Origin of the sequence: Brevibacillus sp. NL20B1 (assembly GCF_018195675.1) — a bacterium.
GTDB classification, from domain to species: Bacteria; Bacillota; Bacilli; order Brevibacillales; family Brevibacillaceae; genus Brevibacillus; species Brevibacillus aydinogluensis.
The window spans coordinates 111,464-137,455 of sequence record NZ_JAGTPT010000003.1 but is presented as its reverse complement, the minus strand read 5'-3'; the positions used below and the strand labels follow the sequence as shown (position 1 = coordinate 137,455).

General features: G+C 58.6%; 21 protein-coding genes and 2 riboswitches. Of the genes, 15 read left to right on the top strand and 6 right to left on the bottom strand.

Going from position 1 to position 25,992, the window contains the following annotated elements:
* The first annotated feature begins 53 nt into the window (after window positions 1-53).
* Complete coding sequence (locus tag KDN35_RS03730) at window positions 54-2,939, top strand: WG repeat-containing protein (protein WP_212132110.1); 2,886 nt, start codon at window positions 54-56, stop codon at window positions 2,937-2,939.
* A 168-nt stretch (window positions 2,940-3,107) separates the two neighbouring features.
* Here KDN35_RS03730 and queF read toward each other — a convergent pair whose 3' ends face one another.
* Genes queF through queC form a run of 4 tightly spaced genes read right to left on the bottom strand, consistent with a single transcriptional unit; the run spans window position 3,108 to window position 5,529 of the window.
* Window positions 3,108-3,605 (bottom strand): preQ(1) synthase, encoded by a 498-nt coding sequence (gene queF, locus KDN35_RS03725; RefSeq protein ID WP_171565881.1) that lies wholly within the window; start codon window positions 3,603-3,605, stop codon window positions 3,108-3,110.
* A gap of 39 nt (window positions 3,606-3,644) precedes the next feature.
* A complete protein-coding gene (gene queE / locus KDN35_RS03720; protein WP_212132109.1) occupies window positions 3,645-4,373 on the bottom strand; it encodes a 7-carboxy-7-deazaguanine synthase QueE in 729 nt (242 codons plus the stop codon).
* Complete coding sequence (gene queD / locus KDN35_RS03715; protein ID WP_212132108.1) at window positions 4,370-4,858, bottom strand: 6-carboxytetrahydropterin synthase QueD; 489 nt, start codon at window positions 4,856-4,858, stop codon at window positions 4,370-4,372. The genes queE and queD overlap by 4 nt, the downstream gene beginning before the upstream one ends.
* Window positions 4,858-5,529 (bottom strand): 7-cyano-7-deazaguanine synthase QueC, encoded by a 672-nt coding sequence (gene queC / locus KDN35_RS03710; RefSeq protein WP_268255203.1) that lies wholly within the window; start codon window positions 5,527-5,529, stop codon window positions 4,858-4,860. The genes queD and queC overlap by 1 nt, the downstream gene beginning before the upstream one ends.
* 82 nt (window positions 5,530-5,611) lie before the next feature.
* A riboswitch (PreQ1 riboswitch) is annotated at window positions 5,612-5,655 on the bottom strand.
* Window positions 5,656-5,824: 169 nt separating this feature from the next.
* Between queC and KDN35_RS03705 the strand changes: the two genes are divergently transcribed.
* From KDN35_RS03705 to KDN35_RS03665, 9 genes are all read left to right on the top strand, one after another.
* Window positions 5,825-6,535: a copper homeostasis protein CutC gene (locus tag KDN35_RS03705; protein ID WP_171565885.1), complete on the top strand. Its 711-nt coding sequence runs from the start codon at window positions 5,825-5,827 to the stop codon at window positions 6,533-6,535.
* A gap of 129 nt (window positions 6,536-6,664) precedes the next feature.
* Entirely contained in the window at window positions 6,665-7,006 is a 342-nt protein-coding gene (locus KDN35_RS03700; RefSeq protein WP_171565886.1) for a hypothetical protein, read from the top strand.
* A 204-nt stretch (window positions 7,007-7,210) separates the two neighbouring features.
* On the top strand, window positions 7,211-8,407 hold the full coding sequence (locus tag KDN35_RS03695; RefSeq protein ID WP_212132106.1) for a galactokinase: 1,197 nt from the start codon (window positions 7,211-7,213) through the stop codon (window positions 8,405-8,407).
* A 54-nt stretch (window positions 8,408-8,461) separates the two neighbouring features.
* Window positions 8,462-9,460, top strand: coding sequence for a galactose-1-phosphate uridylyltransferase (galT, locus tag KDN35_RS03690; protein ID WP_212132105.1), 999 nt, complete (start codon window positions 8,462-8,464; stop codon window positions 9,458-9,460).
* Complete coding sequence (galE, locus tag KDN35_RS03685) at window positions 9,460-10,455, top strand: UDP-glucose 4-epimerase GalE (RefSeq protein ID WP_171565888.1); 996 nt, start codon at window positions 9,460-9,462, stop codon at window positions 10,453-10,455. Before galT ends, galE begins: the two co-directional genes overlap by 1 nt.
* Window positions 10,456-10,479: 24 nt before the next feature.
* Window positions 10,480-12,195 (top strand): phospho-sugar mutase, encoded by a 1,716-nt coding sequence (locus KDN35_RS03680; protein ID WP_212132104.1) that lies wholly within the window; start codon window positions 10,480-10,482, stop codon window positions 12,193-12,195.
* Window positions 12,185-13,267, top strand: a complete 1,083-nt coding sequence (locus tag KDN35_RS03675; protein WP_171565890.1) for a M24 family metallopeptidase — start codon at window positions 12,185-12,187, stop codon at window positions 13,265-13,267. The genes KDN35_RS03680 and KDN35_RS03675 overlap by 11 nt, the downstream gene beginning before the upstream one ends.
* Before the next feature lie 111 nt (window positions 13,268-13,378).
* Window positions 13,379-14,599: an ROK family transcriptional regulator gene (locus KDN35_RS03670; protein ID WP_171565891.1), complete on the top strand. Its 1,221-nt coding sequence runs from the start codon at window positions 13,379-13,381 to the stop codon at window positions 14,597-14,599.
* Between the two features lie 174 nt (window positions 14,600-14,773).
* Window positions 14,774-16,402 (top strand): long-chain fatty acid--CoA ligase, encoded by a 1,629-nt coding sequence (locus KDN35_RS03665; protein WP_171565892.1) that lies wholly within the window; start codon window positions 14,774-14,776, stop codon window positions 16,400-16,402.
* Window positions 16,403-16,473: 71 nt separating this feature from the next.
* Here the strand turns inward: KDN35_RS03665 and KDN35_RS03660 are convergent, their stop codons facing one another.
* Both KDN35_RS03660 and KDN35_RS03655 read right to left on the bottom strand, forming a co-directional pair.
* Entirely contained in the window at window positions 16,474-17,502 is a 1,029-nt protein-coding gene (locus KDN35_RS03660) for a ribonucleotide-diphosphate reductase subunit beta (protein WP_212132144.1), read from the bottom strand.
* A gap of 23 nt (window positions 17,503-17,525) precedes the next feature.
* Window positions 17,526-19,745, bottom strand: coding sequence for a ribonucleoside-diphosphate reductase subunit alpha (locus tag KDN35_RS03655; RefSeq protein WP_371808899.1), 2,220 nt, complete (start codon window positions 19,743-19,745; stop codon window positions 17,526-17,528).
* A 191-nt stretch (window positions 19,746-19,936) separates the two neighbouring features.
* A riboswitch (cobalamin riboswitch) is annotated at window positions 19,937-20,136 on the bottom strand.
* A gap of 197 nt (window positions 20,137-20,333) precedes the next feature.
* Here KDN35_RS03655 and KDN35_RS03650 point away from each other — a divergent pair.
* The 5 genes from KDN35_RS03650 (at window position 20,334) to KDN35_RS03630 (ending at window position 25,901) form a co-directional block, all read left to right on the top strand.
* Window positions 20,334-20,687: a YisL family protein gene (locus tag KDN35_RS03650; RefSeq protein WP_230077342.1), complete on the top strand. Its 354-nt coding sequence runs from the start codon at window positions 20,334-20,336 to the stop codon at window positions 20,685-20,687.
* A gap of 273 nt (window positions 20,688-20,960) precedes the next feature.
* Window positions 20,961-21,857 (top strand): MurR/RpiR family transcriptional regulator, encoded by an 897-nt coding sequence (locus tag KDN35_RS03645; protein WP_171565895.1) that lies wholly within the window; start codon window positions 20,961-20,963, stop codon window positions 21,855-21,857.
* A gap of 23 nt (window positions 21,858-21,880) precedes the next feature.
* Window positions 21,881-22,639: a glucosamine-6-phosphate deaminase gene (gene nagB / locus KDN35_RS03640; protein ID WP_212132101.1), complete on the top strand. Its 759-nt coding sequence runs from the start codon at window positions 21,881-21,883 to the stop codon at window positions 22,637-22,639.
* Between the two features lie 117 nt (window positions 22,640-22,756).
* Window positions 22,757-23,509, top strand: a complete 753-nt coding sequence (gene hemQ, locus KDN35_RS03635) for a hydrogen peroxide-dependent heme synthase (RefSeq protein WP_171565897.1) — start codon at window positions 22,757-22,759, stop codon at window positions 23,507-23,509.
* A gap of 172 nt (window positions 23,510-23,681) precedes the next feature.
* Window positions 23,682-25,901 (top strand): S-layer homology domain-containing protein, encoded by a 2,220-nt coding sequence (locus KDN35_RS03630; protein WP_212132100.1) that lies wholly within the window; start codon window positions 23,682-23,684, stop codon window positions 25,899-25,901.
* Window positions 25,902-25,992: the final 91 nt, after the last annotated feature.

Below are 25,992 nucleotides of genomic sequence, written 5' to 3'. Positions count from 1 at the left end.
TTTGGTCCGGAAACGTCTTACAATTGACAGCCAAAACAGAAGGGAGACCCAACGTGAACAAACGAATCGCAGCCCTGGTCACGTCCGTCGCGCTGGTATGGAGCGCGATGATGCCGACCGGGCAGGCTGCCGGCCAGGGCACTGTTCATCCGTATATAACCGATTACAAAATCGGCTTCACCGACGGCAGCTCGCTGGTCACCAACGCGGTTTTCGACGATGCTGCCAAGCGGGGAGATTATTATGTCGTGACCAAAGGCGGCAAAAAAGGGATTCTCGACGGTCGCACCGGCAAGGAGATTACGCCGTCTGTCTGGGATGATGCCGACATCCCCGACGGGAAAAACATCGCCGTCGTCCGCAAAGGCGGCTGGTTTCATTACATTGATCTGCCGAAACGGGCCCTTTCCCCAAGCAAATTTGCCGGCGCCCACACATATTTTCTGTCCCGGACATACCCCACGGTGATTGCGATGGGCGGCAGCACCTCCATGCTGCTGGACCCGTCCGGCAAGGTGCTGCTGCCGCCGTTCCAGGGGAAAATCGAAATGGTGGACGTGGCGGTACGGGGAACGGATGATGAAGACGAAAGCGTCCGTTATCTGGTGGCGACCACTGCCCAAAAACTGACCGTGTACGATCCGGTTACCCTCAAGCCCTTGTTTTCTCTGCCCCGCGCCTCGCTGGTTCCGAACAACGGGTTGAAACCGGCGTACATCCGGATCGCATCCGGCGGCAAGCAGGGATTGGTCGACCTGAACGGGCGATACCTCCTGGAGCCCAAGTACAAGGCGCTGGTTCCACTGGAAAACGGCTTCTTCCGCGTGGAAGCTGAGGAGGGCGTCGGCCTGTGGAAAGACGGCATGCTGGCTCCCCCCAGCTTTACTGATGTCGGTGTCCTGCGTGATGTGCCGGACGCCTATTACACCGTGTCTGGGGGAGGCATCACGTACCATTCGACGGCCGGGGGAACCTCCTTTGCGCTCAAGCAGTCGGAGTACCTGCACGGCGGTTATGTGTTGGGACAGGACCCGTCCACCGGGTTGTACGGCGTCAAAAACGTCCGGGGTGAAACGGTTGTGCCGTTTGTCTACCCGCGCGTGGAACGGGTGTCGGGGATACGGCTTTTGGTCCGCTCCGACGGCAAGAAAGGCATCCTGCGGGGCGAGTGGGGCAGGCCCGTACAGGAGCCGGACGCCTGGTTTGACGCCGTGACCACGATCGGCGATTACAATATGGTGAGCGTGCAGGACGGGACAAAGGTGGGGCTGTATTCGCAGAAGGCGGGTCTGCTCGTGCCGCCTGCGGAACACACGCTGATCAGCTACGATTCGTACGCGGGAACGGCCACCGTCACCGGACCAGACGGCAAGCAGCGGATCTATCGATCGGACGGCTCATCCCAGGATGCGAACGAGCCGACCATCTACCCACTTACGGACACGTTGTCCGCGTCTGTCAACAAGGAAGGGGACGTGGTCATTATCGAAAAGGAGACCAGGCAGCCAATCAGCAAGCCATACCAGTCCGTGTACACTGATCACGAGCTCGTGGTCGCTGTTGACGGTGATGCCGCAGACCTGTACACGCCCGATGGCAATATGCTGACGACAGACGTGAAGATCGCGGCTCGGTATAAAAGCATCGAGCGGCCGATCATGTTGATCGACATTGGCGAAGCCATCTACACGGCCGGGACAAAAAACGACACGGGCGAACTGGCGCTGGTAAAGATCGCAAACGACTCCCTGCAGGTGGAAAGCGACTTTCGCTATCACAGCTTTACCGCCTGGCAGGTAAACGAGCGCGCGCTGTTCGTGTTTGTACAGAAGGACGGCAGACGCGATCTGTGGTTCGCAGGGGGAGACGGGGCCGCCCGCAGGTTGGAGGGGATCAGCGGCTATCGTGTCGATAGCAATAGCGGACTAGTCTTCGTTCAGGGTAATGGCGGTTGGGATGTCTACGCGGCAGACGGAAACCGGCTGACAAACGGCGGATACCGCTCGCTGGAAGTGATCAAAACCGTCGGCGGGCAGCGGTTCGTCGCCTACCAGGACCAGCGCACCGGTTTGTACGGCCTGTTGGGGACAGACCTCCGCGTGTTGACACCGCCGAAATACGAAAGCGTAAAGCCGGCAGACAAGGTATTCAGCCAGTTCGGCCTGTCACCCGACCAGGCACCGCCGTTCGTATTTACCGCAGGGGGCCATTTTGGCTACCTGAACAGCAGCGGACAGGAGGTGTTCCGCACGGCGCTATTCACGAAAAAGCCTGCGGTCTCGTATCGTCCGCTGACGCCGCAGGCGTTTGCAGCCTACAGGGAGCTGTTGCGAAACAATCCGCTTGAGCTGGCGGACTTCGGCAAACCGTACCGATGGCCGGAGGCGGACAACAGCGAGCGCGTGTTTTTCGCCAACCTGGCGCTCTACTTTAACTTGCCGGTCAATTCCGGGAAGCGCGAAGTCCTGCAAGCGCTGATCGCCAAAGGGATCATCAAGGACGATCCCCGCCGCGCTGTCCTGTCGGATGACGACTTCTTCGCGCTGATGTATTACGTCGTGAATGGAAAGACGAGCCAGTCTCTGACCCAGCAGCAGTTGCGGGACTGGGCGGAAAAACGGGGGCTGGTGCGGGAGAGATGGATAAAAGGTGTTGAGCAGTCGATAGACAGCTACTACACCGAATACCTGCAGTCCTTTTTTCAGGAGCTGCTGCGGACACAGGCGGCGGCCGTCAAGCCGAAACCGCTGTCCTTCGCCACGCTCAGCGAAGCGCAGCAACAAATGCTGCGATCCCTCATCGTGGTGAACGGCCGGGAGTATGACCAACTGCCGCTTCCGCTTCCGCAGGCTGAGGTAAAACGGCACCTCGAACAGCTTGTCCGCCAGTACAATAAACAGGCGCCGCTGCTGCTGAAAGCGGCCCAGGCGGCACGCTAGCGGGAGACGAAGCGGCGGCCCGCGTCTCATTGTGTCTCCGGATGGCAACACGCCCATTCTTTTCAGGACGTTTTTTACAGGCAAAATGCCAGACGATCGGCTCGTCTGGCATTTTTTTGAGGTGGGCCGGTGGCGGTGTATGCGCCGCGGCTTCACCTGTCCGTTCTGTCAGCGGTTGTCCACCTTCTCCGGGTACATGTCGTGGTTCATCAGGCGGTACTCCGCCATCTTCTCGTACTTGGTGCCCGGTCTGCCGTAGTTGCAGTACGGATCGATGGAGATCCCGCCACGCGGGGTGAACTTGCCCCACACCTCGATGTATTTCGGGTCCATCAGCTTGATCAGGTCGTTCATGATGATGTTGACACAATCCTCGTGGAAGTCGCCGTGGTTGCGGAAACTGAACAGGTACAGCTTCAGCGACTTGCTCTCCACCATTTTCTTGTCCGGGATGTAGCTGATGTAGATGGTGGCAAAGTCGGGCTGTCCGGTAATCGGACACAGGCTGGTGAACTCCGGACAGTTGAATTTGACAAAGTAGTCGCGGTACGGATGCTTGTTGTCAAACGTCTCCAGCACATCGGGATCGTAGGTGTAGCTGTATTTCGTCTGCTTGTTGCCCAGCAGCGTGAGCGAAGAAAGATCTCGTTCCTGATGGTTATCCATGCAATATTCCCCCGTTTCGTTTGAAAAACGCGCCATTTGTCAGACGCCCCGCTTGTTGCCCCACACCAGCGCGTGAAGCTGGGGCAGCACTTTGACGTCGTTCATGTCGGCTGCGGTCATCGTCCGCTCGATCAGCCATTCGTAGGCCGCCAGCAAGCGCTCCCGCAGACCGGCGAGATCGGCCTGCGCCTCGTCGTCGTTCCCTGCCTGCAGATAAAAGGGAACGCGCGGATACCGCAGATGCACCTGGCGGGCGTAGTCAAAATCGGCTTCGTCAAACACGACCACCTTCAGACTGGTGCGCACATCGCCGGCTCGGCCGGACAGCGCGTGCACCATCGCATCCAGCGCGGTGAAGTCGGTGGTCATCCCGGAACTGGGCGGTTTGGGCGAGATCGTCACGTCGTCAACCTGCAGCAGCCAATCCTGCCACCGGCTGCCCTGCGTCTCGACCGCCGTCCGGATGTTTTGCTCCCGCAGCAGCCGGACGAGCTGCCCGACGTTGGCAATCAGCGCCGGATTGCCGCCCGAGATGGTGACGTGGCCAAAGCGGTCCTGCCCGATGCGGCGCAGCTCTCCCCAGATTTCCTCGGGCGTCATCTGCCGGATTTCGCCTGCGGCCGAGCCGTCCCAGGTAAAGGCGGAGTCGCACCAGCGGCAGCGGTAGTCGCAGCCGGCGGTGCGCACAAACATCGTTTTCTGGCCGATCACCATGCCTTCTCCCTGAATGGTGGGGCCGAAGATTTCCAGCACCGGAATGGTGTTCACTCGTACATCCACTCCCGTCTCACTTCGGCGTAGCTGGTCGGCGTCTCGTACAGGCGGACAAATTCCACGCGGGCACCGTCATATCGGTCGCGGTACGCTTCCGAGCTCAGCTGCGCCTCCATCTGCTCGAACAGCCAGACCACCATGTTTTCCGCCGTGGTGTTCATCGGCGGAAGCATCTCGTTCAGGTAGCGGTGGTCCAGGTACACTTCGATGTGCCGCTTCCAGATCTCCTTGATGTCGCCGAAATCAATGACGATGCCGATCTCATTCGGATAGCCGCTGATGCCGAAGACCACCTTGTAGGTGTGGCCGTGCAGGTTTTTGCACTTTCCTTCGTAGGCGTGCAGGTGGTGAGCGGCGTCAAAGGTAAACTCCTTGCTGACCAGCACCCGCTTGCGGTGATAGCGAAGCTGTTCTTTTTGAATCTCTTTGCCCAGCGTTTGCAGCCGGTCGACAATGCGGAAGTCAAAAAAGCCGCTCATCAGGCCTTCACCTCCCCGCGTTCCCGCAGGTAGGCCTCCAGGCCGGCTTTCCGCAACTTGCAGGCGGGGCATTCGCCGCAGCCGTCTCCCTTGATGCCGTTGTAGCAAGTGAGTGTTTTTTCGCGGATATAGTCAAACGCGCCCAATTCGTCGGCCAGTTTCCAGGTCTCCGCCTTGTTCAGCCACATGAGCGGCGTGTGGATGACGAACGGATAATCCATCGCCAGGTTGAGCGTGACGTTCAGCGACTTGATAAACGCGTCGCGGCAGTCGGGATACCCGCTGAAGTCCGTTTCGCACACGCCGGTGACCAGATGGCGGGCCCCCCGCTGTTTCGCAAAGACGGCGGCAAACGACAAGAACAGCAGATTGCGGCCGTCCACGAATGTGGAGGGAAGCTGGCCGTCTTCCTGGGCGATCGGAATGTCGGTTCGGGTCAGCGCGTTGGGTGCCAGCTGATTAAGCAAGCTCATGTCCAATACCGTGTGTTCTACACCCAATTCCTCGGCGATTTGCCGGGCGCATTCGATCTCCAGATTGTGCCGTTGCTGATAGTCAAACGTAATCGCGGCCACGTCGCCAAACTGCTTGCGCGCCCAGTACAGGCAGGTCGTGCTGTCCTGGCCGCCGCTGAAGACGACGACGGCTTTTTCCTGTTTCATGCTCTCCATCTCCTTTGCGTTGTGGTGGAAGAAAGAGAGTTCTTGAACTGAATCCTGCAAAAAAAACAAAACAATACCAAGGGTACTGTTTTTCACCTTAGTTTTTTATAGAGGGAGTTCGCGAACCTCTCCCATGCGTGCGCATGGATTTTCCAGTATGCAGTTGTCAGTCGGTATGGGCATGGCTATTCTGATTATACACTATTTTTGCCGTCAGCGCGGACTGCCGTTATTTGGCTTGCTACATCAGTCCGATCGGCTGCGGCCAGTTACCTATGCAAGACACGAGAACGGAGGAAGTGCGATGGTATTGGAAGTGATAGCGACGACAGTGGAGGACGCCAAACGGGCAGAGCGGGGAGGGGCGGATCGGATTGAGCTGATCAGCGGCATCCTGGAAGGGGGCGTGACGCCCAGCTGCGGTTTGATCGACGCGGTGGTCAAAGCCGTCTCCATCCCGGTCAACGTCATGGTACGGCCGCACAGCCAGTCGTTTTGCTACACGGCCGACGATCTGCGGGTAATGCGCGAAGACATCCGCGTCATCCGCGAGAGCGGTGCGGCGGGCATCGTCCTCGGCGCCCTGACGCCGCAGGGTGAGGTGGATACGGCAGCGCTGGAAGAGCTTTTGGCCGAAGCGGAAGGGCTGGACGTCACGTTCCACCGCGCCTTTGACGAAGCCGCCGACCAATTGGGAGCGGCAAGCGTGCTGCTTCACTATCCGCAGGTGCGGCGGATTCTCACATCCGGGGGACAAAAAAGCGCGCTGGACGGAGCGGAGCGGATCGCCGACCTGGTGCGGTTGACCGCGGGGACGCATCTGTCCATCATGGCCGGCAGCGGACTGACGCTGACGACGATGGCTGATGTGATCCGCTCTACCGGCGCGACGGAAGTCCATTTCGGCACCGGCGTCCGCGAAGACGGCCAGGCGCAAAAGCCCGTGGACGAGGCGAAGGTGGCGGCGGTAAAAGCGGCGCTACATACGCTGATGTTGGAACGGCCCGGCCATTGAGCCGGGAGCAAAATGACGGCAGCGGCGGATGCGTAATGATTGGGCCACGAAAAGAGAGGGTACGACTCCATCCGCCGGAGTTGCCCGCAAGTAAAACGTTAATTGCTGCCAAGGAGCTGATGAGGATATATGAAGGGAAAAATCTTTATCATTTGTGCATTTTTTATCATCCTATTGCTCGTAAGCCTTAATATTTACAAGCTGCTCAACGTCCCCACATATTCGTTAGAACGCAACGTACAAGTGGTGGTTTTTAATGGCACTGAATATTCCATCAGTAAGGTAACGATCAATGGTGATGTTTACTACTGGGATATTTCTGCTGATCCGGCAGCCTTTACGTTTGGCAAACTGATCGGGCAAACACAACATGGCGAACGCATATATGAAGTGAAGAATGACAAATCAAAAGTAATGATTACGTCGTTCATGAGTCCGCAGTTTATCTACACGAAAGACAAAAGGTACTGAGAAGGGCGTCCTTAACTAAAAAATCAATGATTGAGAATCAATTTCGAACATTGTATTATTTAATTAATTTAATAAAGTATGTTTCCCACTCTCCACGGCCCTGCCGGTTGGCAGCCGGAAAAGCAGGGGTTGACGTTGGCAAGCACCTGGAATCGAAAGGGCTGCCGCCGACATCATGCCGGCGAGAGGAGAAAGGAAAGGGTGATGTCTGTGGAGATCTACGCACAGCTGCACGCGAGATTTCGCGAGGAGTTTGGCATACGGGAAGACGTCCGCGTCTTCTTTGCGCCGGGGCGGGTCAATCTGATCGGGGAGCATACCGATTACAACGGGGGTTATGTGTTTCCCGCCGCCCTCACGTACGGTACCTGGGCGCTGGCCGCTCCCCGGCAGGACGGGGTGTACCGGTTTGCTTCCGTCAATTTTCCCGGGAAAACCTCGTGTGAAGCGTCCCGCATCGTCTACCGGGCAGAAGACGGATGGGCCAATTATCCCAAGGGCGTTGTACATGAACTGACGGCGCTGCCGGAATGCGCTCCGCTGCTGAAGGGGGCCGATTTGCTGTTTTTCGGAAACATTCCCAACGGGGCGGGCCTGTCGTCTTCGGCTTCCGTGGAATTGGCGGCCGCTGTGGCCGTGACCGCCCTGGCGGGGATCGATATGCCGATGATGGAACTGGTCAAACTGGCGCAGCGGGCGGAAAACCGCTTTGTCGGGGTGCGCTGCGGGATCATGGATCAATTCGCGGTCGGGATGGGGAAAAAGGAGCATGCAATCATGCTGAAATGCGACACGCTGACTTACGAATACGTGCCGTTTCGCATCGACGGATACAAGCTGGTGATTACCAACTCCAACAAGCGGCGGTCCTTGACCGACTCCACGTACAACGAACGCCGCCGGGAGTGCGAGGAAGGATTAAGCGAACTGCAGAAGCGTCTGCCGCATCTCCGCTCGCTGGGCGATCTTTCCGGCAACGAGTGGCGGCAGGTCAGCACGTCCCTCTCCAACGAGGTGATTCGCAGGCGGGTGGAGCATGTAGTCGCCGAAAACGAGCGGGTCATCCAGGCGGCGCAATGCCTGGCAGCCGGTGATCTGCACGCGTTCGGCCGCCTGATGAAAGCTTCGCATGAATCGCTGCGCGACCTGTACGAAGTGACCGGGGGCGAACTGGATGCGCTGTTTGAAGCGGCGGCACAGGCTGACGGCTGCATCGGCACCCGCATGACGGGGGCAGGGTTCGGCGGCTGCACGGTCAGTCTGGTGCAGGCGGACGCCGTGGACGCGTTCAAGCGTCAGGTTGCCGGACGTTACACGCAAGCCACAGGGCTGGTACCCGACTTTTACGTGTGCGAGCTCGGAGACGGAGCGGGCGAAATCGTCCTGCCTCCTTCCGCGTAACCTCTGCAAGCATCCTGAAAACGAAACGAACGAGAGCAAGGAGGAATCTGGCCAATGGCTGAACTGCGCTACAATCCCCTGCTGCGCGACTGGACGATGGTGGCGTCCAACAGGCAGCACCGTCCGCACATGCCCAAGGATTACTGCCCGTTTTGCCCGGGCTCGGGCAAGGTGCCGGACCACTACGACGTGTACAAGTACGACAACGATTTTCCCGTGCTGACGCCCGATCCGCCGGAACCGGACCCGGTGCAGACCTCCCTGTACCGAACGGCGAAGTCGTACGGGAAGTGCGAGGTGATTTTGTACTCGCCCGATCACACGAAAACATTGCCGGAACTTTCTGTTGATCATATCGTCAAGCTGGTCGACCTGTGGGCGGAGCGTTTTGCTGAACTGGAAAAAGACCCTCGCCACCAGTACGTGCTGATTTTTGAAAACCGGGGCGAAGAATGTGGGGTCACCATGCCCCATCCGCACGGACAGATTTACGCCTACTCCAAAATGCCGCTGAAAATCAGGCAGGAGCTGGAAAGCTGCAAGCTGCACTATCAAGAGACGGGCAAGTGCCTGCTGTGCCAGATGAATGACGAGGAGAAGAACTTCCAACAGCGGGTCATCATCGAGAACGACCACTTTCTCGCCTACCTGCCCTTTTTTACGGATTACCCGTACGGCGTGTTTATCGTCAGCAAACAGCACAAAACGGCGATCACCGATTTTACTGCGGAGGAAAAACGCAGCCTGGCCGCGATCCTTCGCGACACCACCGGAGCGATGGATCAACTGTTCGATAGGCTGTTCCCGTACATGATGGTCATGCACCAACGCCCCGTCAACGGCGACGACGTGGAGGACTATTACCATTTCCACATCGAGTTTTACACGCCGCTGCGGGATCGGGACAAAATCAAGTTCTACGCCTCTTCGGAGATGGGAGCGTGGGCGGCGACCAATCCGCAGTCCGTGGAAGAGACGGCGCCCCGGCTGCGGGAAGCGTATCGGCGGTTTTTGCAAAAAGATGGGCGATTGCCCGAGGGAGGCGGCGCATAATGGCGATTCTGGTGACAGGTGGAACAGGGTATATCGGCAGTCACACCGTGGCGGAGCTGCTCGCCCACGGCGAAGAGGTCGTCGTGGTGGATAACCTCCGCACAGGACACGAGCGGGCCGTGCTTGGCGGCACGCTGTACCGCGGAGACATCCGGGACCGGCGGTTTCTGGACGAGGTGTTCCGCGCCCATGAGATCGAAGCGGTGATTCACTTCGCGGCCAAATCGCTCGTCGGGGAGAGCGTCCGCGATCCGCTTGGCTATTACGACAACAACGTGATCGGCACTCATACCCTGGTGTCGGCGATGCTGGAGCACGGCGTCCGCAAGGTGGTCTTTTCATCGACAGCGGCCGTCTACGGCGAACCTGAGCGCATCCCGATCCGGGAAGAAGACCCGACGGTGCCCACCAATCCGTACGGCGAGACCAAGCTGGCCATGGAAAAGATGTTTCGCTGGTGCGACCAGGCGTACGGACTGAAGTCGATCTCACTGCGCTACTTCAACGCGGCCGGCGCCCACCCGGATGCGCTGATCGGGGAAGACCACGAGCCGGAGAGCCACCTGATTCCGCTCGTCCTGCAGGTAGCGCTGGGGCGGCGGGAGCAGATCGAGATGTTTGGCGACGATTACCCGACCGAAGACGGGACCTGCATTCGCGATTACGTGCACGTCATGGACCTGGCGAACGCACACCGGCTCGCCCTGAACTACCTCCGCACGCACAACCGGAGCGATGTGTTCAACCTGGGCAACGGCACGGGCTTTTCCGTGAAACAGGTGATCGACACCGCGCGGAAGGTGACGGGCCATCCGATTCCCGCCAAAGTTAGCCCCCGGCGGGCGGGCGACCCGGCCGTGCTGGTCGCTTCCGCCGATAAGGCGAAACGGCTGCTCAACTGGCAGCCGCGCTGCCCTGAGCTGGAGACGATCATCGCGAGCGCGTGGAACTGGCACCGCCGCCACCCGCACGGCTACGCCAGTGTGGACCGGTAAAGAGAGAGGAGGGGCAGATGTGAAATGAACGCGCAGGCAGAATACGAACGATGGCTTCGGCATGAGGAGCTGGACCCGGACCTGAGACGGGAACTGTTCCAAATCGAAGGAGACGAGCGTGAAATCGAAGATCGGTTTTACCAGTCGCTGACGTTTGGCACCGGCGGACTGCGCGGCGTTCTGGGAGCCGGCACCAACCGGATGAACCGCTACACGGTCCGCAAGGTGACGCAGTCCCTGGCTCGTTTCCTCGTCCGGCAGGGGGACGCTGCGATGCGGCGGGGTGTGGTCATCGCGTACGACTCCCGGCGACAGTCTTCCGCATTTGCCCGGGAGGCGGCGCTGGTCCTGGCGGCCAACCAGGTAAAGGCGTATTTGTTTGAAGGTGTGCGTCCCACGCCGGAACTCTCCTTTGCCGTTCGCCATCTGGGGGCGGCCGCCGGGATCATGATCACGGCGAGTCACAATCCGCCCGAATACAACGGCTGCAAGCTGTACGGAGCCGACGGTGCCCAGCTTACCGCGGACGCGGCGGAGGCAATCGCAGCGGAATTGGCGGACGTGGACGAACTGGCGGTGCCGCTGGCGGACGCGGAGGATGCTGCGGCACAGGGGCTGCTGGAAGAGATAGGCGCAGCGATGGACGAGGCCTATGCCGCCCGGCTGCGCACGTTGGCATTCCAATCCCGGGAGAACAACGCAGACTACCGCGTCGTCTACACGCCGCTGCACGGAACGGGCAGCGCGCCGGTGCAGAGGGCGCTGCTCGACATCGGCTTCCGGCATGTGACCGTCGTGCCGGAGCAGGAGCGGCCCGATGCCGATTTTCCGACAGTGGCCTCTCCCAATCCGGAAGACCCGGCGGCGTTCGCCTTGGCGATCGAGACGGCCGAAAAGACGGAAGCCGACCTGGCCATGGCCACCGACCCCGATGCCGACCGCGTTGGCGTCGCGGTGCGGGACGGCAGCGGCGCATTTGTCCGCCTGACCGGCAACCAGTTGGGAGCGCTGCTGCTCGACTACATCCTGTCCCAGCGTGCAAAACGACAAGCGCTGCCCGGCAACGGGGCGATCGTGAAGACGATCGTCACATCGGAGATGGGCGCCGCGATTGCCGCCCGGTACGGCGTGGAAACAGTGGAGACGCTGACCGGCTTCAAGCATATCGCGGAAGCCATCCGGCAGTGGGAGAAGACGGGAGAGAAGACGTTTCTCTTTGGCTACGAGGAGAGCTGCGGCTATCTGATCGGCGATTTTTGCCGCGACAAGGACGGGGTGCAGGCGTGCATGTTGACGGCGGAGATGGCAGCCTACTACGCCAAGCAGGGGAAAAGCCTGCATCAGGTGCTGCTGGCGCTGTATGAACAGGTAGGGTTTTATCAGGAAGCGCTGGTATCGTTCACGTGGACTGGCCGGGAGGGTGCCAAGCGAATCCAGCAGCTGATGGAGCGCCTGCGCAAAGAGCCGCCTGAACGGGTGGGTGATGCTGCGGTGACCGCACGCAAGGATTATCTGCCCGGAATTGATGGGCTGCCGCCGGCCGACGTAATCAAAGTCCTGCTCGCGGACGGTTCGTGGTTTGCGGCCCGTCCTTCCGGCACGGAGCCGAAGATCAAGTTTTACTTTGGCGTAAAGGGAACGGATGCGGCTGATGCGAGCGAACGGCTCAACCGCTTGAAAACGGACGTTTTGCAGTTTATCGGAATGACGAAAGGAAGTGACCTGTGCCATGCCCACTGAGGCAGTAACGAAAATACGGGCGTTTTTGAACGCGCAAAATCTGGACGGGGTGCTGCTCCGCACACGGTCCAATTTCGCCTGGGCGACCGGAGGAGGGGACAACCACATCGTCAACACGACGGAGTTGGGCGTGGCGGACCTGCTGATCCTGTCCGACCGCATGTACTGCATTACAACGCGGATGGAAGCCGCCCGCATTCGTGACGAGGAACTGGCCGGCTTTGGCTGCGAGTTCGTCACGCCTGAATGGTATGAAGGAACCGATGAAGCGATCCTGCAGTTGTGCGCGGGAAAAGCTGTGGGTGCCGACGTCTGGTTCCATCACCTGCCCAATGTGGCCAGTGAACTGGCGCAGATCAGGTCCACGCTGACAGGCGAGGAGATGGAGCGCTACCGCCAGCTGGGGCAAACGGCGGCCAAGGCGCTCGAAGCCACCTGCCGGGAGCTCCAGCGGGGGTGGACGGAGCACGAAATCGCCGCCCATCTCGCGGCCAAGCTGCTGAGAGAAGGAATCAACCCGCAGGTGCTGTTGGTCGCCACGGACGAGCGGATTTTCCGTTATCGCCATCCAATTCCGACGGAGAAGCAGCTGGATCGCTACGCCATGCTCGTGTTGTGTGCGGAAAAAGGGGGACTGGTGGCAAACGCCACCCGCTTCGTCCATTTCGGGGACCTTGCGCCCGAGTTGGAAGAAAACAAGCGGAAGCTGGCGGAGATCGAGGTGGCGATGATTGCGGCGACGCGACCGGGGGCGAAGCTGGCGGACATCCTGCAGCGGGGGATTGAAGCGTACAAACGGGCGGGATACCCTGACGACTGGCAGCTGCTGCATCAGGGAGGGCCAAGCGGATACGTCCCCCGCGAATTTCTCGTCGGTCCGGGCGAAACAGGCGTCGTCCGGGCGCAGCAGGCCTACGCCTGGAATCCGTCGATTCGCGGCATCAAGATGGAAGATACCTTCCTCGTTCACGAGGAAGAGATTGAATTCATCACGCACACGGGCGAATGGGTGTACATGGAGGCGGCAAGCGAAGGGCGGACGTACCTGCGGCCGGACATCCTGATCCGCTAGGTCTAAAGACAGCGGAACAAATGACCGGACTGGCACCGGACAGCGGCTTGTGGTATCACTGGTGTGTGGATTGTGCACATCGGGCACGCTGACGTGAAAGGAGGGATATGCATGGTCCGAGGCATGGCAGGCAGCTTTCAGCTGATGAAATCGCTGAACAAGTCGCTGATCCTGAACGTCATCCGCACCGAAGGGCCCATTTCCCGCGCCGACATTGCAAAACGGACGCAGTTGACCGCTCCGACGGTTACGAATATCGTCGGCGAACTGCTGGAATCCGGTCTGGTGATCGAAAGCGATCTGGGCGTCTCCAGCGGCGGCCGCAAACCCATTTTGCTGCGCATTCATGCTCAGGCATTTCAGGTAATCGGCATCGACGTGGGAACGCAAGACATCAAACTGGTGCTGACCAATTTGGATGCGGAGATGCTCGACTCGCTTAGGGTCAGCATGCCCGCCGGCCTGACCGGCGAACGGCTGCTGGCACTGCTGACAGAGGCTGTCCGCAGCATCATGGACCGGAATCGGTTGAACAAAGCGTCCGTGATCGGGATTGGCGTAGGGATGCACGGATTGGTCAATCCGGCCGAAGGGGTGTCGATCTACGCCCCCAACCTGAACCTGCGCAACGTTCCGATTCGTGAGAGCCTGCAGACTGCGTTTGGACTGCCGGTGGAAGTGGAAAATGACGTGCGGGCCATGGCGCTGGGCGAAAGCTGGTTCGGCAGCGGCCAGAATATCGATCACTTCGTCTGCGTCAATGTAGGACGGGGGGTCGGGGCCGGGATCATCATCGACCGAAAGCTGTTTGACGGAACCACCCACACGGCCGGCGAGTTGGGTCACATCACTGTCGATCCCGCAGGGCCGCAGTGCAGTTGCGGAAACTACGGCTGTCTGCAAGCCCTCGCCTCCGGTCCGGCGATCGCCGGCAGGGCCAAGGCGGAGCTGCAGCGGGGCCGAACAAGCATCATCGCCGAACTGGCGGGCGGAGACTTGGATGCGGTCACTGGCGAAACCGTCCATGCAGCCGCGCTGCAGGGGGATGCGCTGGCCATTGAGGTGCTGCAGGCTGCGGGACGTTACCTGGGCATCGGGATCGCCGCTGTAATCAACGTCCTTAATCCGGCACGGGTGATCATCGGCGGAGGAGTGGCCAAAGCGGGAGATTTTCTGCTGCAGGCGGTCAACGAGACGGTGCGCAACCGGGCGCTGCAGACGCCCGCAGAAGCCGCGTCCATCACACTCTCCAGGCTGGGCGATCACGCCACGGCGATCGGCGCGGTCACGCTGGTGCTGAAAAAACTGTTCGCTCCTGATTATGCGACATAGATGTGACAGGCGTTTAGGCACGTACCCCGAAACAAATGTGAGCCCTGGGTTTTGCAGGCAGGCAAAGCCCAGGGCTCGTTTCTCGTTTGCAGAAGGATTTCGGACGGCAATATAGTATAAAATAGTATGTATTTTCAAAATAATAATTGTACTTGTACAGGGGGTGGTTGGCGCATGATGAATGTCCAGTTGACCATCGCGCCTATGATGGAGAGGGCGGAACAATACTTTTCCAGGAAACAGGTGATCTCCCGAACGGCGACCGGGATTCATCGGTTGACGTATGGAGAGATCGGCGAACGAACGCGCCGGCTGGCGAGTGCCCTGAAAAAATTGGGCGTCAAGCGCGGCGATCGCGTAGGGACACTGGCGTGGAATCACCATCGGCACCTTGAGGCGTATTTCGCCATCCCGGGGATGGGAGCTGTGCTGCATACGATCAACATTCGTCTTTCCCCCGACCACATCACGTACATCATCAACCACGCAGAAGATCAGGTGCTGCTGATCGACGAAGACCTGCTGCCGCTCATTGAGGGCTGCAAGGATCACCTCCATTCAGTGAAGGCGTACATCCTCATGACGGATCACGAGGAACTGCCCGCCTCCAGCCTCCAACCGCTTTACTCGTACGAAGCATTGCTGCGGGAGGGCGATCCCCATTTTGAGTACCCCATCGATATCCAGGAGAATGAACCTGCCGGCATGTGCTACACGTCAGCCACGACAGGGAAGCCGAAAGGAGTAGTGTACACGCACCGCGGCATTGTCCTGCACTGCATGGGCATTGGGCTGGTCGATTCGCTCGCGCTGTCCGAGTCCGATGTCTGCATGCCGGTCGTTCCCATGTTTCACGTGAATGCCTGGGGACTTCCGTTTGCCGCTACGTGGTTCGGGACGACCCAAGTGCTGCCCGGCCCCAGATTCACTCCGCAGCTGCTGGCCGAGTTGATCGAATCCGAAAAGGTAACCGTTGCTGCAGGTGTCCCGACGATCTGGCTGGGCCTGTACCAGGAGCTGGAAAAAGGACGTTACGACACCAGCAGCCTGCGCAACATCGTCTGCGGCGGTTCCGCTGCGCCCAGAGGGATGATCAAGGCGTACGCGGAGAAGTTCAACATCCCTGTCCTGCATGCGTATGGCATGACCGAAACCAGCCCCCTCGTTACCGTTTCCCGCCTGAAAAGCTATCAGCAGGATTTGCCGTTGGAAGCCAAACTGGATGTGTACGCCAAGCAGGGGATGGTGGTACCCGGGCTGGAAGTCAAGGTGGTCGGCCCCCATGGTGAAGTGAAATGGGATGGACAGGAAATGGGAGAACTGCTCGTCCGCGGACCGTGGATTGCTGATGAGTATTACCGGGATGAACGCTCCCAGGAGGCGTTTATCGACGGATGGCTGCATACAGGGGACGTGGCGACGATTGACGAAGAAGGGACCATCAAGCTGGTCGACCGGACGAAAGATTTGATCAAGAGCGGCGGCGAATGGATTTCTTCCGTCGATCTCGAAAACGCGCTCATGGCCCACGAGGCAGTGTTGGAAGCTGCCTGCATCGGAGTTCCCCATCCCAAGTGGGACGAGCGGCCCGTAGCCTGCGTGGTGCCAAAGGCGGGCAGCGAAGGCAAGGTGACCAAAGAAGAGCTGCTCGCGTACCTGGCTCCGCAGTTTCCCAAATGGTGGCTGCCGGATGACATCGTCTTCGTGAGCGAGATTCCCAAGACGACCGTGGGGAAATTCATGAAACGCGCCTTGCGGGAACAGTTCCAGCATCATTTCACCGCACAAACAGATGTCCGGTAAGCAACGGAAAAACCAGCGGGATATTGGCTGCCCGCTGGTTTTTTTGTTGACACAAAAGTTGTTTTTCGCCATTACAGCTCGTCAAATCCGTTTTCTTTTGTCACCTTGGCATACGTGCGGGATTTTCCTTCAAAGAAGTCCGTTTTGGTTTGATTCAGGGCTTCGTCGGAAAACGGCCGAATCCACGGCATGCAGTTATCCACGCCCTCATACGCCTTTTCCAGACCCATCATGTCCAACCGCTTGTTGACGATATAACGGATGTAGCGGTCAAATTCGTCAAAGTCAATGCCCTCGACGCCTGTCAGCACATGGCGGGCCCATTTCATCTCCAATGCAACCGCCTGATTCATCTTTTCATACACAAAGAAGCGGTTTTGTTTCGTATCCAGTTCGGGAAAATCGGCCAGCAGGAGCTGGAACACTTCCCCGAAAAAGTAGGTGTGCTGCGCCTCGTCCCGCTGAATGTAGCTGATCATCTGGCTGGTTCCCAGCATCTTTTGATGACGGGCCAGATTGTAGAAGAACGCAAACCCGGTGTAGAAGAAGACCCCTTCGAGAATCATGTCGGCGACAAGCGCCTCCAGGAAGGTCTGGGGGGTTTTGTCGTCCCGGAAGCGCTGGTACATGTCGGCGATGAACAGATTGCGCTCCAGAAGCACCTGGTCGTGTTTCCAGTATTCAAACACGTCCTTTTGCGTCTGGTAGTCGACCAGACTGGAGAGCACATAGGAGTAGGACTGGTTGTGAATCACCTCCTGCTGGTTGATAATGGCGGCAATGGCCACCAGGGACGAGTCGGTGAAGTATTGGCCGACATCGGTCACAAAGTTGGTCTGCATGCTGTCGAGCACAGCCAGCAGCCCGATAATCTTCTTGAAGGCGTCCTGTTCGATCGGCGTCAGTTCGGCAAACTGCTGCTTGTCCTTGTTCATCGAAATCTCGGACGGAATCCAGTGGTTGGCGATCAGCACCTTGTACAGCTTGTACATCGCCGGGTGGCGGATATCATCCCAGTTCAACACCCCGGAACACTCGCCGTTGATGATTTTGGTTGACCTGTTGGGCGCGCTTGTATCAAATACCTTTTGCTTCTGCAGCATATCCGTTCTCCTTTCCGCGATCAGGTGCAGGCTTCGCACTCATCAATCTCTACGGCCCGGCTGCGGACGTAGTAGGTCGTCTTCAGCCCCTGCTTCCATGCCTCCAGATGGAGCTGCAGCAGCTCTCTGGCGTGGATGTCGGGGCGGACATACAGATTGATGCTCTGCCCCTGATCGAGGTGGCGCTGGCGGGCGGCCGCCTGTCTGATCGACCAATGCTGGTCGAGGTGATAGGCTCCCTTGTAGTACCACATCGTGCGGGCAGTCAGATCGGGAGCGGGATTGGCGATTTTGTACGTCGTCTTCTCCTCGTAGGCGACCGGTTCAAACACCGGGTCGACGGAAGCGGTGGAGCCGGCGATCAGCGACGTGGAGCCGGTGGGAGCGACCGCCATCAGATACCCGTTGCGAATGCCGTGCCGGGCCACTTCTTTGGCCAGCGCCTCCCACTCGGGCGAATTGTAGCCCCTGCGGGCAAAATAGCTGCCGTTTTCCCATTCGCTGCCCGAAAAGAGCGGATAGGCGCCTTTTTCCTTCGCCAGTTCCAGGGAGGCGCGAATCGTCAAGTAATGGATGCGTTCAAACAACCGGTCGTTGAAGGCGACCGCTTCTTCGCTTTCCCATCTGATTTCCTGGAGCGCCAGCAGATGATGCAGGCCAAACGCTCCCAGCCCGATGCCCCGGTACTTTTTGTTGGTTTGCTGGGCCTGCAGGACGTCGATCCGGTTCACATCGATCACGTTGTCCAGCATCCGCACCTGGATGGGGATCAGCCGCTCCAGCACGTTGGCAGGCACGGCGCGCCCCAGGTTGATGCTGGAGAGATTGCAGACGACGAAATCGCCCGGCGTTTTCCGAATCACGATCTCTCCGTCCTGCAGCACTTCTTCTGTCACCGTGGTGGGCGACATGTTCTGCAGGATTTCCGTGCACAAATTGCTGGAGTAAATCATGCCCGCATGTTTGTTGGGGTTGGCGCGGTTGACGGTATCCCGGTAGAACATGAACGGCGTGCCCGTCTCCAGCTGGGAGATCATGATCCGCTTCATGATCTCGATGGCGGGTACCGTCACGCGGCTCAAGCGGGGATGCCGCACGCACGCCTCGTACCGTTCGCGGAACGTGCCTCGCCCGGGCTCCTCATCGTAGCAATCCTCCAGCGAAAAGCCCATGACGGTGCGCACTTCATGCGGATCAAACAAGTGAAACTCGGCCCGGTTTTCCACCGCTTCCATGAACAGATCAGGGATGCACACACCCGTAAAGATGTCATGCGCCCGCAGGCGTTCGTCCCCGTTGTTCATTTTCAAATCGAGAAACGCCAGGATGTCCTTGTGCCACACGTCGAGATACACGGCAACGCTGCCGTTGCGCGTTCCGAGCTGGTCGACGCTGACCGCCGTATTGTTCAGCTGGCGAATCCACGGGATGACCCCGCTGGATTTGTTTTCATAGCCGCGGATGGAAGAGCCGCGCGCCCGCACTTTTCCCATGTACACGCCGATGCCGCCGCCCATCTTGGACAGCCGGGCGACGTCGGTGTTGGAATCGTAGATGCCCTGCAGAGAGTCGTCGACCGTGTCGACAAAGCAGCTGGAGAGCTGTCCGCCCCGTGCTTTGCCGGCATTCGCCATGGTGGGCGTTGCCACGGTCATGTACTGATGGCTGAGCGCCCAGTAGGCTTCCTTTACCAGCGCGAGTCTTTTTTCGCGGGGTTCCTGCAGCATGAGGTGCATGGCGATGACCATAAACCGCTCCTGGGGCAGTTCATACAGGCTGCCGGTGTAATCCCTCGCCAAATACCGCTCGGCGAGAGTCACGATCCCCAAATAGGTAAACAGCTTGTCCTTTTCCGGATCAATCTCCCGTTCCAGCTCCGCAATCTCTTCCGGACGGTAGGCGGTCAGCAGTTCCTGTTTGTAAATGCCCTTTTCCACCAGCTGTTTCAACAGGTTCAAAAACGAACCGTAGGGACGCGCAGGACTAAAGGAATACGCCCGGCTGCGGGCCGCTTCGTGATACAGGGCAGCGAGGTACGCCCTGGCGGCGACGTAGGTCCATTCCGGCTCCTCTTTGGAGATCAGTTCGGCGGCCGACATGGCAACGATTTTTGCCGCTTCCTGTTCCGTGAGCGTTTTGTGTTTGGCTCTGATGGCCGCCGACTGGATGACGGCATCTGCGCGCAGCCGGGGAAAATCGGCCAGAATGTCGCCAATCAGCGATGTAATACGTTGGTCAATGCCAGAGACAACCGTTTGCAATCTATCCCTCTCCTTTGCGGTTCATGAAAAAAGCATCCTCTCCCGTCGGGTAGAGGATGCTGATGTTGCCCATGTGGAAACAAACATGCCTGTGTCAAAGCGGAACGTGCGCCAGAAAGAGCGGCACGCCGCCGGTGACCGATTCCACACCTCCCCATCCTCGTGGTTCCAACGGTGTTGTCTTTGTGGCAGGTCTCCTGGCTCATGGATCATCGCTTCTCTGAACCTTCCCGTCGATGCGATCGACAGTGGCATCTGACAGAGTCGCTCCCCATTTACAGTGGCGGGACCGCGCCGGACTTGCACCGGTCTTCCCTTTTAAGCGCTTGCCGGAATCCTGGTCAAGCGCACCACAAAGCGTACTATATATGGTTGTATGAAGGTACTATAACACAATATGTTGTGGGAGGGAAGACTGATCTTGGCTGGCCGCTTCCAAAAAAGCGGGTCCGGTCCAGTGACTAGCTGTCACAAAACCGCCAAGCATTGCGCGCCCTGCTTTTCCCTTGCCAATCTGTTATAATGAGACGAGTATGGAGATTGCACTGGGCAAGGAGTGAGCAAACGGTGAGCTATGCGTATCTTAAAGCCCACGTAGGCGGTTGGGAAGTGGCATTCATCCTGCTGATCGTCGGGTACATCCTTTTCCGTCTCGGCAAGGAAAAAGTGGGCAACATCGTTCACATGTTTCTGCGCGTGATGATGGTGATTGTGGTCGTGACAGGCGGTTGGATGTTGTTTAAGTTCCACACGGGAGACGTCCTGTACTATGTGAAGGGACTGCTGGGGATTGTCGTCTTCGGGCTGATGGAAATGGCGCTGGGACGGGCACGCCGCCAGGAAGCCAGCATCGGATTTTTCGTTGGCGCGCTCGCGCTGATGGTGCTTGTCATCCTGATCGGGTACCGCGTAATCGTGTAGGCGGCCGGTGCTTTGCACACACGTCGAAAAGCTTTCACTCGGATCAAAAGGTTCCGGGTGGAGGCTTTTTTTGTTGTTGTTCGCTAAGACAAGCGGCGCCAAGAGCGGCGGATGCTCGCGGAAGCGGAGTGCGCCGCGAATCAGAACGGTCTGATATAGAATGGAGAACTTCTCCACATATATCAATCAATATGGCGGAATGCTCCGCTTTTGCATATAATGGCGGTAGGAATAAAGCTGTTTTCTTTTGGTGATAAACGGAGGAGGACGCCGATGACGGTAAATCAGAAAGAGCAGACGGCCGGCGCGTCCGGCGGCGCGGCCAAAACCAATGCCACCCTGCTGGGCATTCAGAGTTTGCGGCCGTCGTTTACCAAATCTGAGCAAAAAGTGGCGGAGATCGTACTGAGCCAGACGGAGAGCGTAATTTACTCTTCCGTCATCGACCTGGCGGAAAAAGCGGGCGTGGGCGAAACCACCGTGCTGCGCTTCTGCCGCAAGATCGGTTTTCGCAGCTACCAGGAGTTCAAGCTGGCGCTGGCCCAGGAGCTGGTCCATCCGGTGAAAAACCTGCACGGTGAGGTAACGGAGGAGGATTCGCTGACGACCATCGCGCAAAAGGTGACGGCCACCAACATGCAGGCGGTTGGTGACACCAGCTCGCTCATCGACCCGGTCGAGCTGGAGCGGTGTGTCGACCTGCTGCAAGCCGCCAACACGATCCACTTTTACGGCGTGGGAACATCCGGGGTGACGGCCCAGGATGCCAAATACACGTGCTTGCGCCTGGGGCTGAAAGTGGACGCCTTTTACGAGGCACACCTGCAGGCGATGGCTGCCGCCACGCTGGGGCCCGGCGACGTCGCCGTGGGCATCTCCGTGTCGGGCAGCACCAAGGATACGATCGATTCGCTGAAAGTGGCGAAGGAAGCAGGGGCAACAGTGCTGTGCATCACCCACTACCGCCGCTCGCCGATCACGAACGTGGCTGATGTCACGCTTTTGACGGCAGCAAAGGAAGGGCCGCTGCAGGGCGGTTCGCTCGCGGCCAAAATCGCCCAACTGCACGTCATCGACATCCTGTGTACGGCACTGGCCATGCGCATCCAGGAGAAAGCGCTGACCTACAAGGAAAAGACGGCAAAAGCGGTGCTGGACAAAAAATACTGAAGCGGCTGACGGAGGGAGAGCGCATGAAACTGCTGATTGCGGAGAATTACGAGTCGTTGGGCAAAGCTGCGGCGCACATCGTGGCGCAGGTGGTGACAGCCAAACCCACTGCCGTACTGGGACTGGCTACGGGCAGCACACCGATCGGCATGTACCGGGAACTGGCGCGGCTGCACCGCGAGGAGGGAGTTGACTTCTCCCGCGTGACGACGTTTAACCTGGATGAATACGTCGGACTGCCGCCGCATCATCCGCAAAGCTACCACACGTTCATGCAGGAACACTTTTTTCGCCATGTGGACATCCCGCTGGAGCAGACCAACATCCCGCGCGGAGACGCACCCGACCTGCAGGCGGAGTGCCGGCGATATGAAGCGGCAATCGCGGCGGCGGGAGGCATCGACCTGCAGGTGCTGGGTATCGGCGGAAACGGCCACATTGGTTTCAATGAGCCGGGGTCCGACGCGGAGACGACCACGCGGATCGTGGAACTGGCACAAAGTACAATCAAGGCGAACGCGCGCTTTTTCGAATCGATCGACGAAGTGCCGACGAAAGCTGTATCGATGGGGATCAAAACGATTCTGGCGGCGAAGCGGATCATGCTGCTTGCGAGCGGCGAGGCCAAGGCGGATGCGGTGCGCCGCATGCTGGAAGGAGAGAAGACGCCTGACGTGCCCGCGTCGCTGCTGCAGCTTCATTCAGATGTGACCGTCATCGCGGACAAGGAGGCGGCAGCGCTGCTGTCAGCCGAGACGAAAAACAGCGGCCGCCTGGTGTGAACGGCCGTTGTTTGCGGCGCTTGTTCACCAATTCGTTTCGCATAACGCTTCGTTCGTTATGCTATACTGGGAGTGTCCAAGAAGAATGCACCAGATTACCGTAAGGAGTTGAACCTGATGAGCACGAACGAGGCATTGCTTACGCTGGAAGGCTGGTATACTTATCATAATTTCCGCACGATCAATTGGGAGAAGTGGAAAGCGGCTTCGGCCGAAGAGCGCCAGGCCGCACTGGACGAGCTGTTTGGCCTGATCCGCGAGTGGGAGGCAAATGAACAGGAGAAGCAAGGCAGCACGGCCATCTACAGCATCCTGGGGCACAAGGCGGACCTGGTCTTCCTGTTCCTGCGCCCGACGATGCAGGAACTGGACGCGATCAAGACGGCGTTCAACAAGACCCGCTTCGCCGCGTACACCGAGGCGCCGTACTCCTATATTTCTGTGGTGGAGCTGAGCAACTACGTACATAATCCCGGCGAAGACCCGAAGTCCAATCCGCAAATCCGGGAGCGGCTCTACCCGATTCTGCCGAAGTGGGAGCACATCTGCTTCTACCCGATGAACAAAAAACGCAACCTGCAGGACAACTGGTACATGCTGACGATGGAACAGCGTGCCGAAATGATGCGCTCGCACGGAATGATCGGCCGCAAGTACGCCGGCAAAGTGAAGCAGATCATCGGCGGCTCGGTCGGCTTCGACGATTGGGAGTGGGGCGTCACGCTGTTTGCCAACGACCCGCTCGAGTTCAAGCACATCGTCTACGAAATGCGCTTTGACGAAGTGAGCGCACGCTATGGGGAGTTCGGCAACTTCCTGGTGGGCAACATTGTCACACCCGAGTCGCTCACGCAAATGCTGCAGGTGTAACTCTTTCAACCACAATCTACCCACGGTGCAGCCGGGGTAGATTTTTTTTGCATGCAAAGCATCTGCTGGATAGATGATCCTCTCATATATGGAATAATTTGTATCAATTCGTGACAAATGGTAAGATTGTGTTCGAAATCGCAAAGCCAAGAGGGGAGAGGTGTTTTTCGGTATGACCAGAAAAAAGATGCTGCGGGTGGCAGCGGGATTTTCGGCAGCGGTGCTGCTGACCGGTGTTCCCGTCCCGCTTGCCGGCGTGTGGGAGAACAGCCTGCCGAGCGCCTTGGCCGCCGAGCAGCGGGCGGACGGTTTGACGCAGGAGCAGGCGATTCAACAGGTGAGCAAGCTTTTGAACATACCGGCCGATTACAAGCTGGATCGGACGTCGTACCACAAGAAAAATCAAAAATTGCCGTTTGACCATCCGCTGTGGAGCCTGACCTGGGTAAAAGGCAGGGAGGGATTTTTGTCTGTCAACGTCGATGCGGTGACGGGACAATTGGTGTATTATTCACACCACGATGAAAAGTGGGAAAGCGACTCGTTATCGGCGGTCAGCGAGGAACAAGCGCTGCGGGCGGCCGAGCGGTTTCTCGAGCGGGTTCTCCCCAAAGCAGAGCGGGAGAAGCTGTCCAAGCCAAACGAATACCCCGGCCTCCCCAATTTTACGGGTGACCCGTGGAGAACGCGCGTCTTTTCCTATACACGCATGGAAGACGACACGCCTTTTCTCGGCAACGGCGTTCTGGTGATCGTCGATCGAACCGGCGAAGTGATCATGTTTATTCGGAATTGGTACCAGGGAGAACTGCCTGACGCCAAGGCAGTGATCCAGCCTGACGAGGCGGAGCGGCTGCTGGCGGAAAAAGCGGCGCCCTCACTGGTCTACTCGCTGGAGAGTGAGCTGACCGGCCGTTACCAGGAGGACTCAAACCGGTACCGCTTGGTCTACCGCTACGTCCAGACTGATCCGCAGTTCGTGGACGCAACGACCGGGAAGTTACTGAACGCACTCGGCGAGCCGGCCGAAGAAGTCGGCATCAAGCCGCTGGGGACCACGGTCAACAGCCGTGCAGCGGACAAGCTGATCGGCAAGGAAGAGGCGCAGAAGATCGCCGAAGAGCTGGTCAAGCGGCTTCCCGGCAGCTATCGTTCCGATGGAAGCAGGGGAGGAGGTGCCAGATCGGGAGCGGATGGCGTGGAATCGAGATACTGGCGTTTTGAATTCACTCCGCTGCACGTCCAGGGGAAAAATGCGGAGCCGATCGTTATCAGCATCAGCGACCGCGGTGAATTAGTCGAATACCGCATCGGGGAAGGGCTGTTTCCTGCCGAACGGGGACGGAAAATCGAGAAGGCGGTCTCGTGGACAGCAGCGCAGGAGAGTGCGGTCAAGCTGGTAAAAACGCTGCTGTCCGAACGGCTGGGGGACATCTATCTGATTGATCGCAAGCCATCCCGCACGATCGAGGAGGAGGTGCGGGAGCAGGGGCAGTATTACGTGTTTAGGTTTGGCTTGATGAAGAACGGCATTCCGATCGAAGACAGGAATTTCCGCGTGATCGTCAATCCCGACACCGGGGAAGCGATAGAGCTGGACGTATACGAGTTTGGACCTGTCAGTGCAGAGGCGACAGCGGCCAAAATCGACCAAAAGGCAGCAGCCAAAACGGAGCGGGAGCAGAAGAAACTGATGCTTGCCTATCACCTGCCGGACGGCGAGTCCAAACCGCTGCTTGTCTACAGCTACGTCGGCGATGAGGGAGTCGTGGACGCCGTGACCGGGGAGTGGCTCAGTTTTGCCGACTTGCGGAAAAAAGAAATTCCGCAGGACATTGACAACCATCCCGAGCAGGCAGCACTGCAGTTTGCCATTCGGGAGGGCTTGTTGACGGTGACTGACGGCAAGGTGGAACCGGACAAAGCGGCGACGCGCGGTGACATGGTGCAGATGATGGCGCGCATGGTCAACCGCATCGAGTTTCATCGGCAGATCAGCGTGCGCGATGACGATGAAGCCCGCCAGCCGTACCGGTTTGCTGACGTCGACGAGAAACACCCGCTGTACGGTGTCATCCAAAAAGTGATTCAATACGGACTGATCCCCAAGGAGGGGACCAGGTTTGAGCCGGATCGCCCGGTGACCCGCGGAGAAGCGGCGGAAATGGCCGCCCGCCTGCTGGGGTATGGTGAACTATTGGAAAAACCGGGGCTGTTTGCGTCGCCGTATCGGGATGTAGAAAAGCGGCTGGTGCCCGCCGTCGCCCTGGCCCATGCCTACGGGCTGCTTCCTTCCGGGTCACCCGACGCGTTCCAACCAGACAAAACGCTGACCCGGGCGGAGGCTGCCAAGTTGATGAAGGCGCTTCTGGAGGTTAGGAAACCGAAGTGACGTGCGTCCCGCGAAAAAAGATCTAGAAAAAAGAAAAAAATGGGCATGAAGGATATACTTGTCTTGTCATTTTCGGGAAATATTTGTACAA

Coding starts and splice junctions, on each gene's coding strand:
- hemQ (WP_171565897.1), top strand. CDS start 22,757: ATGAGCACGAACGAGGCATTGCTTACGCTGGAAGGCTGGTATACTTAT.
- KDN35_RS03680 (WP_212132104.1), top strand. CDS start 10,480: ATGAACGCGCAGGCAGAATACGAACGATGGCTTCGGCATGAGGAGCTG.
- galE (WP_171565888.1), top strand. CDS start 9,460: ATGGCGATTCTGGTGACAGGTGGAACAGGGTATATCGGCAGTCACACC.
- queC (WP_268255203.1), bottom strand. CDS start 5,529: ATGGAGAGCATGAAACAGGAAAAAGCCGTCGTCGTCTTCAGCGGCGGC.
- KDN35_RS03665 (WP_171565892.1), top strand. CDS start 14,774: ATGATGAATGTCCAGTTGACCATCGCGCCTATGATGGAGAGGGCGGAA.
- KDN35_RS03695 (WP_212132106.1), top strand. CDS start 7,211: ATGTCTGTGGAGATCTACGCACAGCTGCACGCGAGATTTCGCGAGGAG.
- KDN35_RS03700 (WP_171565886.1), top strand. CDS start 6,665: ATGAAGGGAAAAATCTTTATCATTTGTGCATTTTTTATCATCCTATTG.
- KDN35_RS03630 (WP_212132100.1), top strand. CDS start 23,682: ATGACCAGAAAAAAGATGCTGCGGGTGGCAGCGGGATTTTCGGCAGCG.
- KDN35_RS03645 (WP_171565895.1), top strand. CDS start 20,961: ATGACGGTAAATCAGAAAGAGCAGACGGCCGGCGCGTCCGGCGGCGCG.
- galT (WP_212132105.1), top strand. CDS start 8,462: ATGGCTGAACTGCGCTACAATCCCCTGCTGCGCGACTGGACGATGGTG.
- KDN35_RS03705 (WP_171565885.1), top strand. CDS start 5,825: ATGGTATTGGAAGTGATAGCGACGACAGTGGAGGACGCCAAACGGGCA.
- queF (WP_171565881.1), bottom strand. CDS start 3,605: ATGGATAACCATCAGGAACGAGATCTTTCTTCGCTCACGCTGCTGGGC.
- queD (WP_212132108.1), bottom strand. CDS start 4,858: ATGAGCGGCTTTTTTGACTTCCGCATTGTCGACCGGCTGCAAACGCTG.
- KDN35_RS03670 (WP_171565891.1), top strand. CDS start 13,379: ATGGTCCGAGGCATGGCAGGCAGCTTTCAGCTGATGAAATCGCTGAAC.
- KDN35_RS03675 (WP_171565890.1), top strand. CDS start 12,185: ATGCCCACTGAGGCAGTAACGAAAATACGGGCGTTTTTGAACGCGCAA.
- nagB (WP_212132101.1), top strand. CDS start 21,881: ATGAAACTGCTGATTGCGGAGAATTACGAGTCGTTGGGCAAAGCTGCG.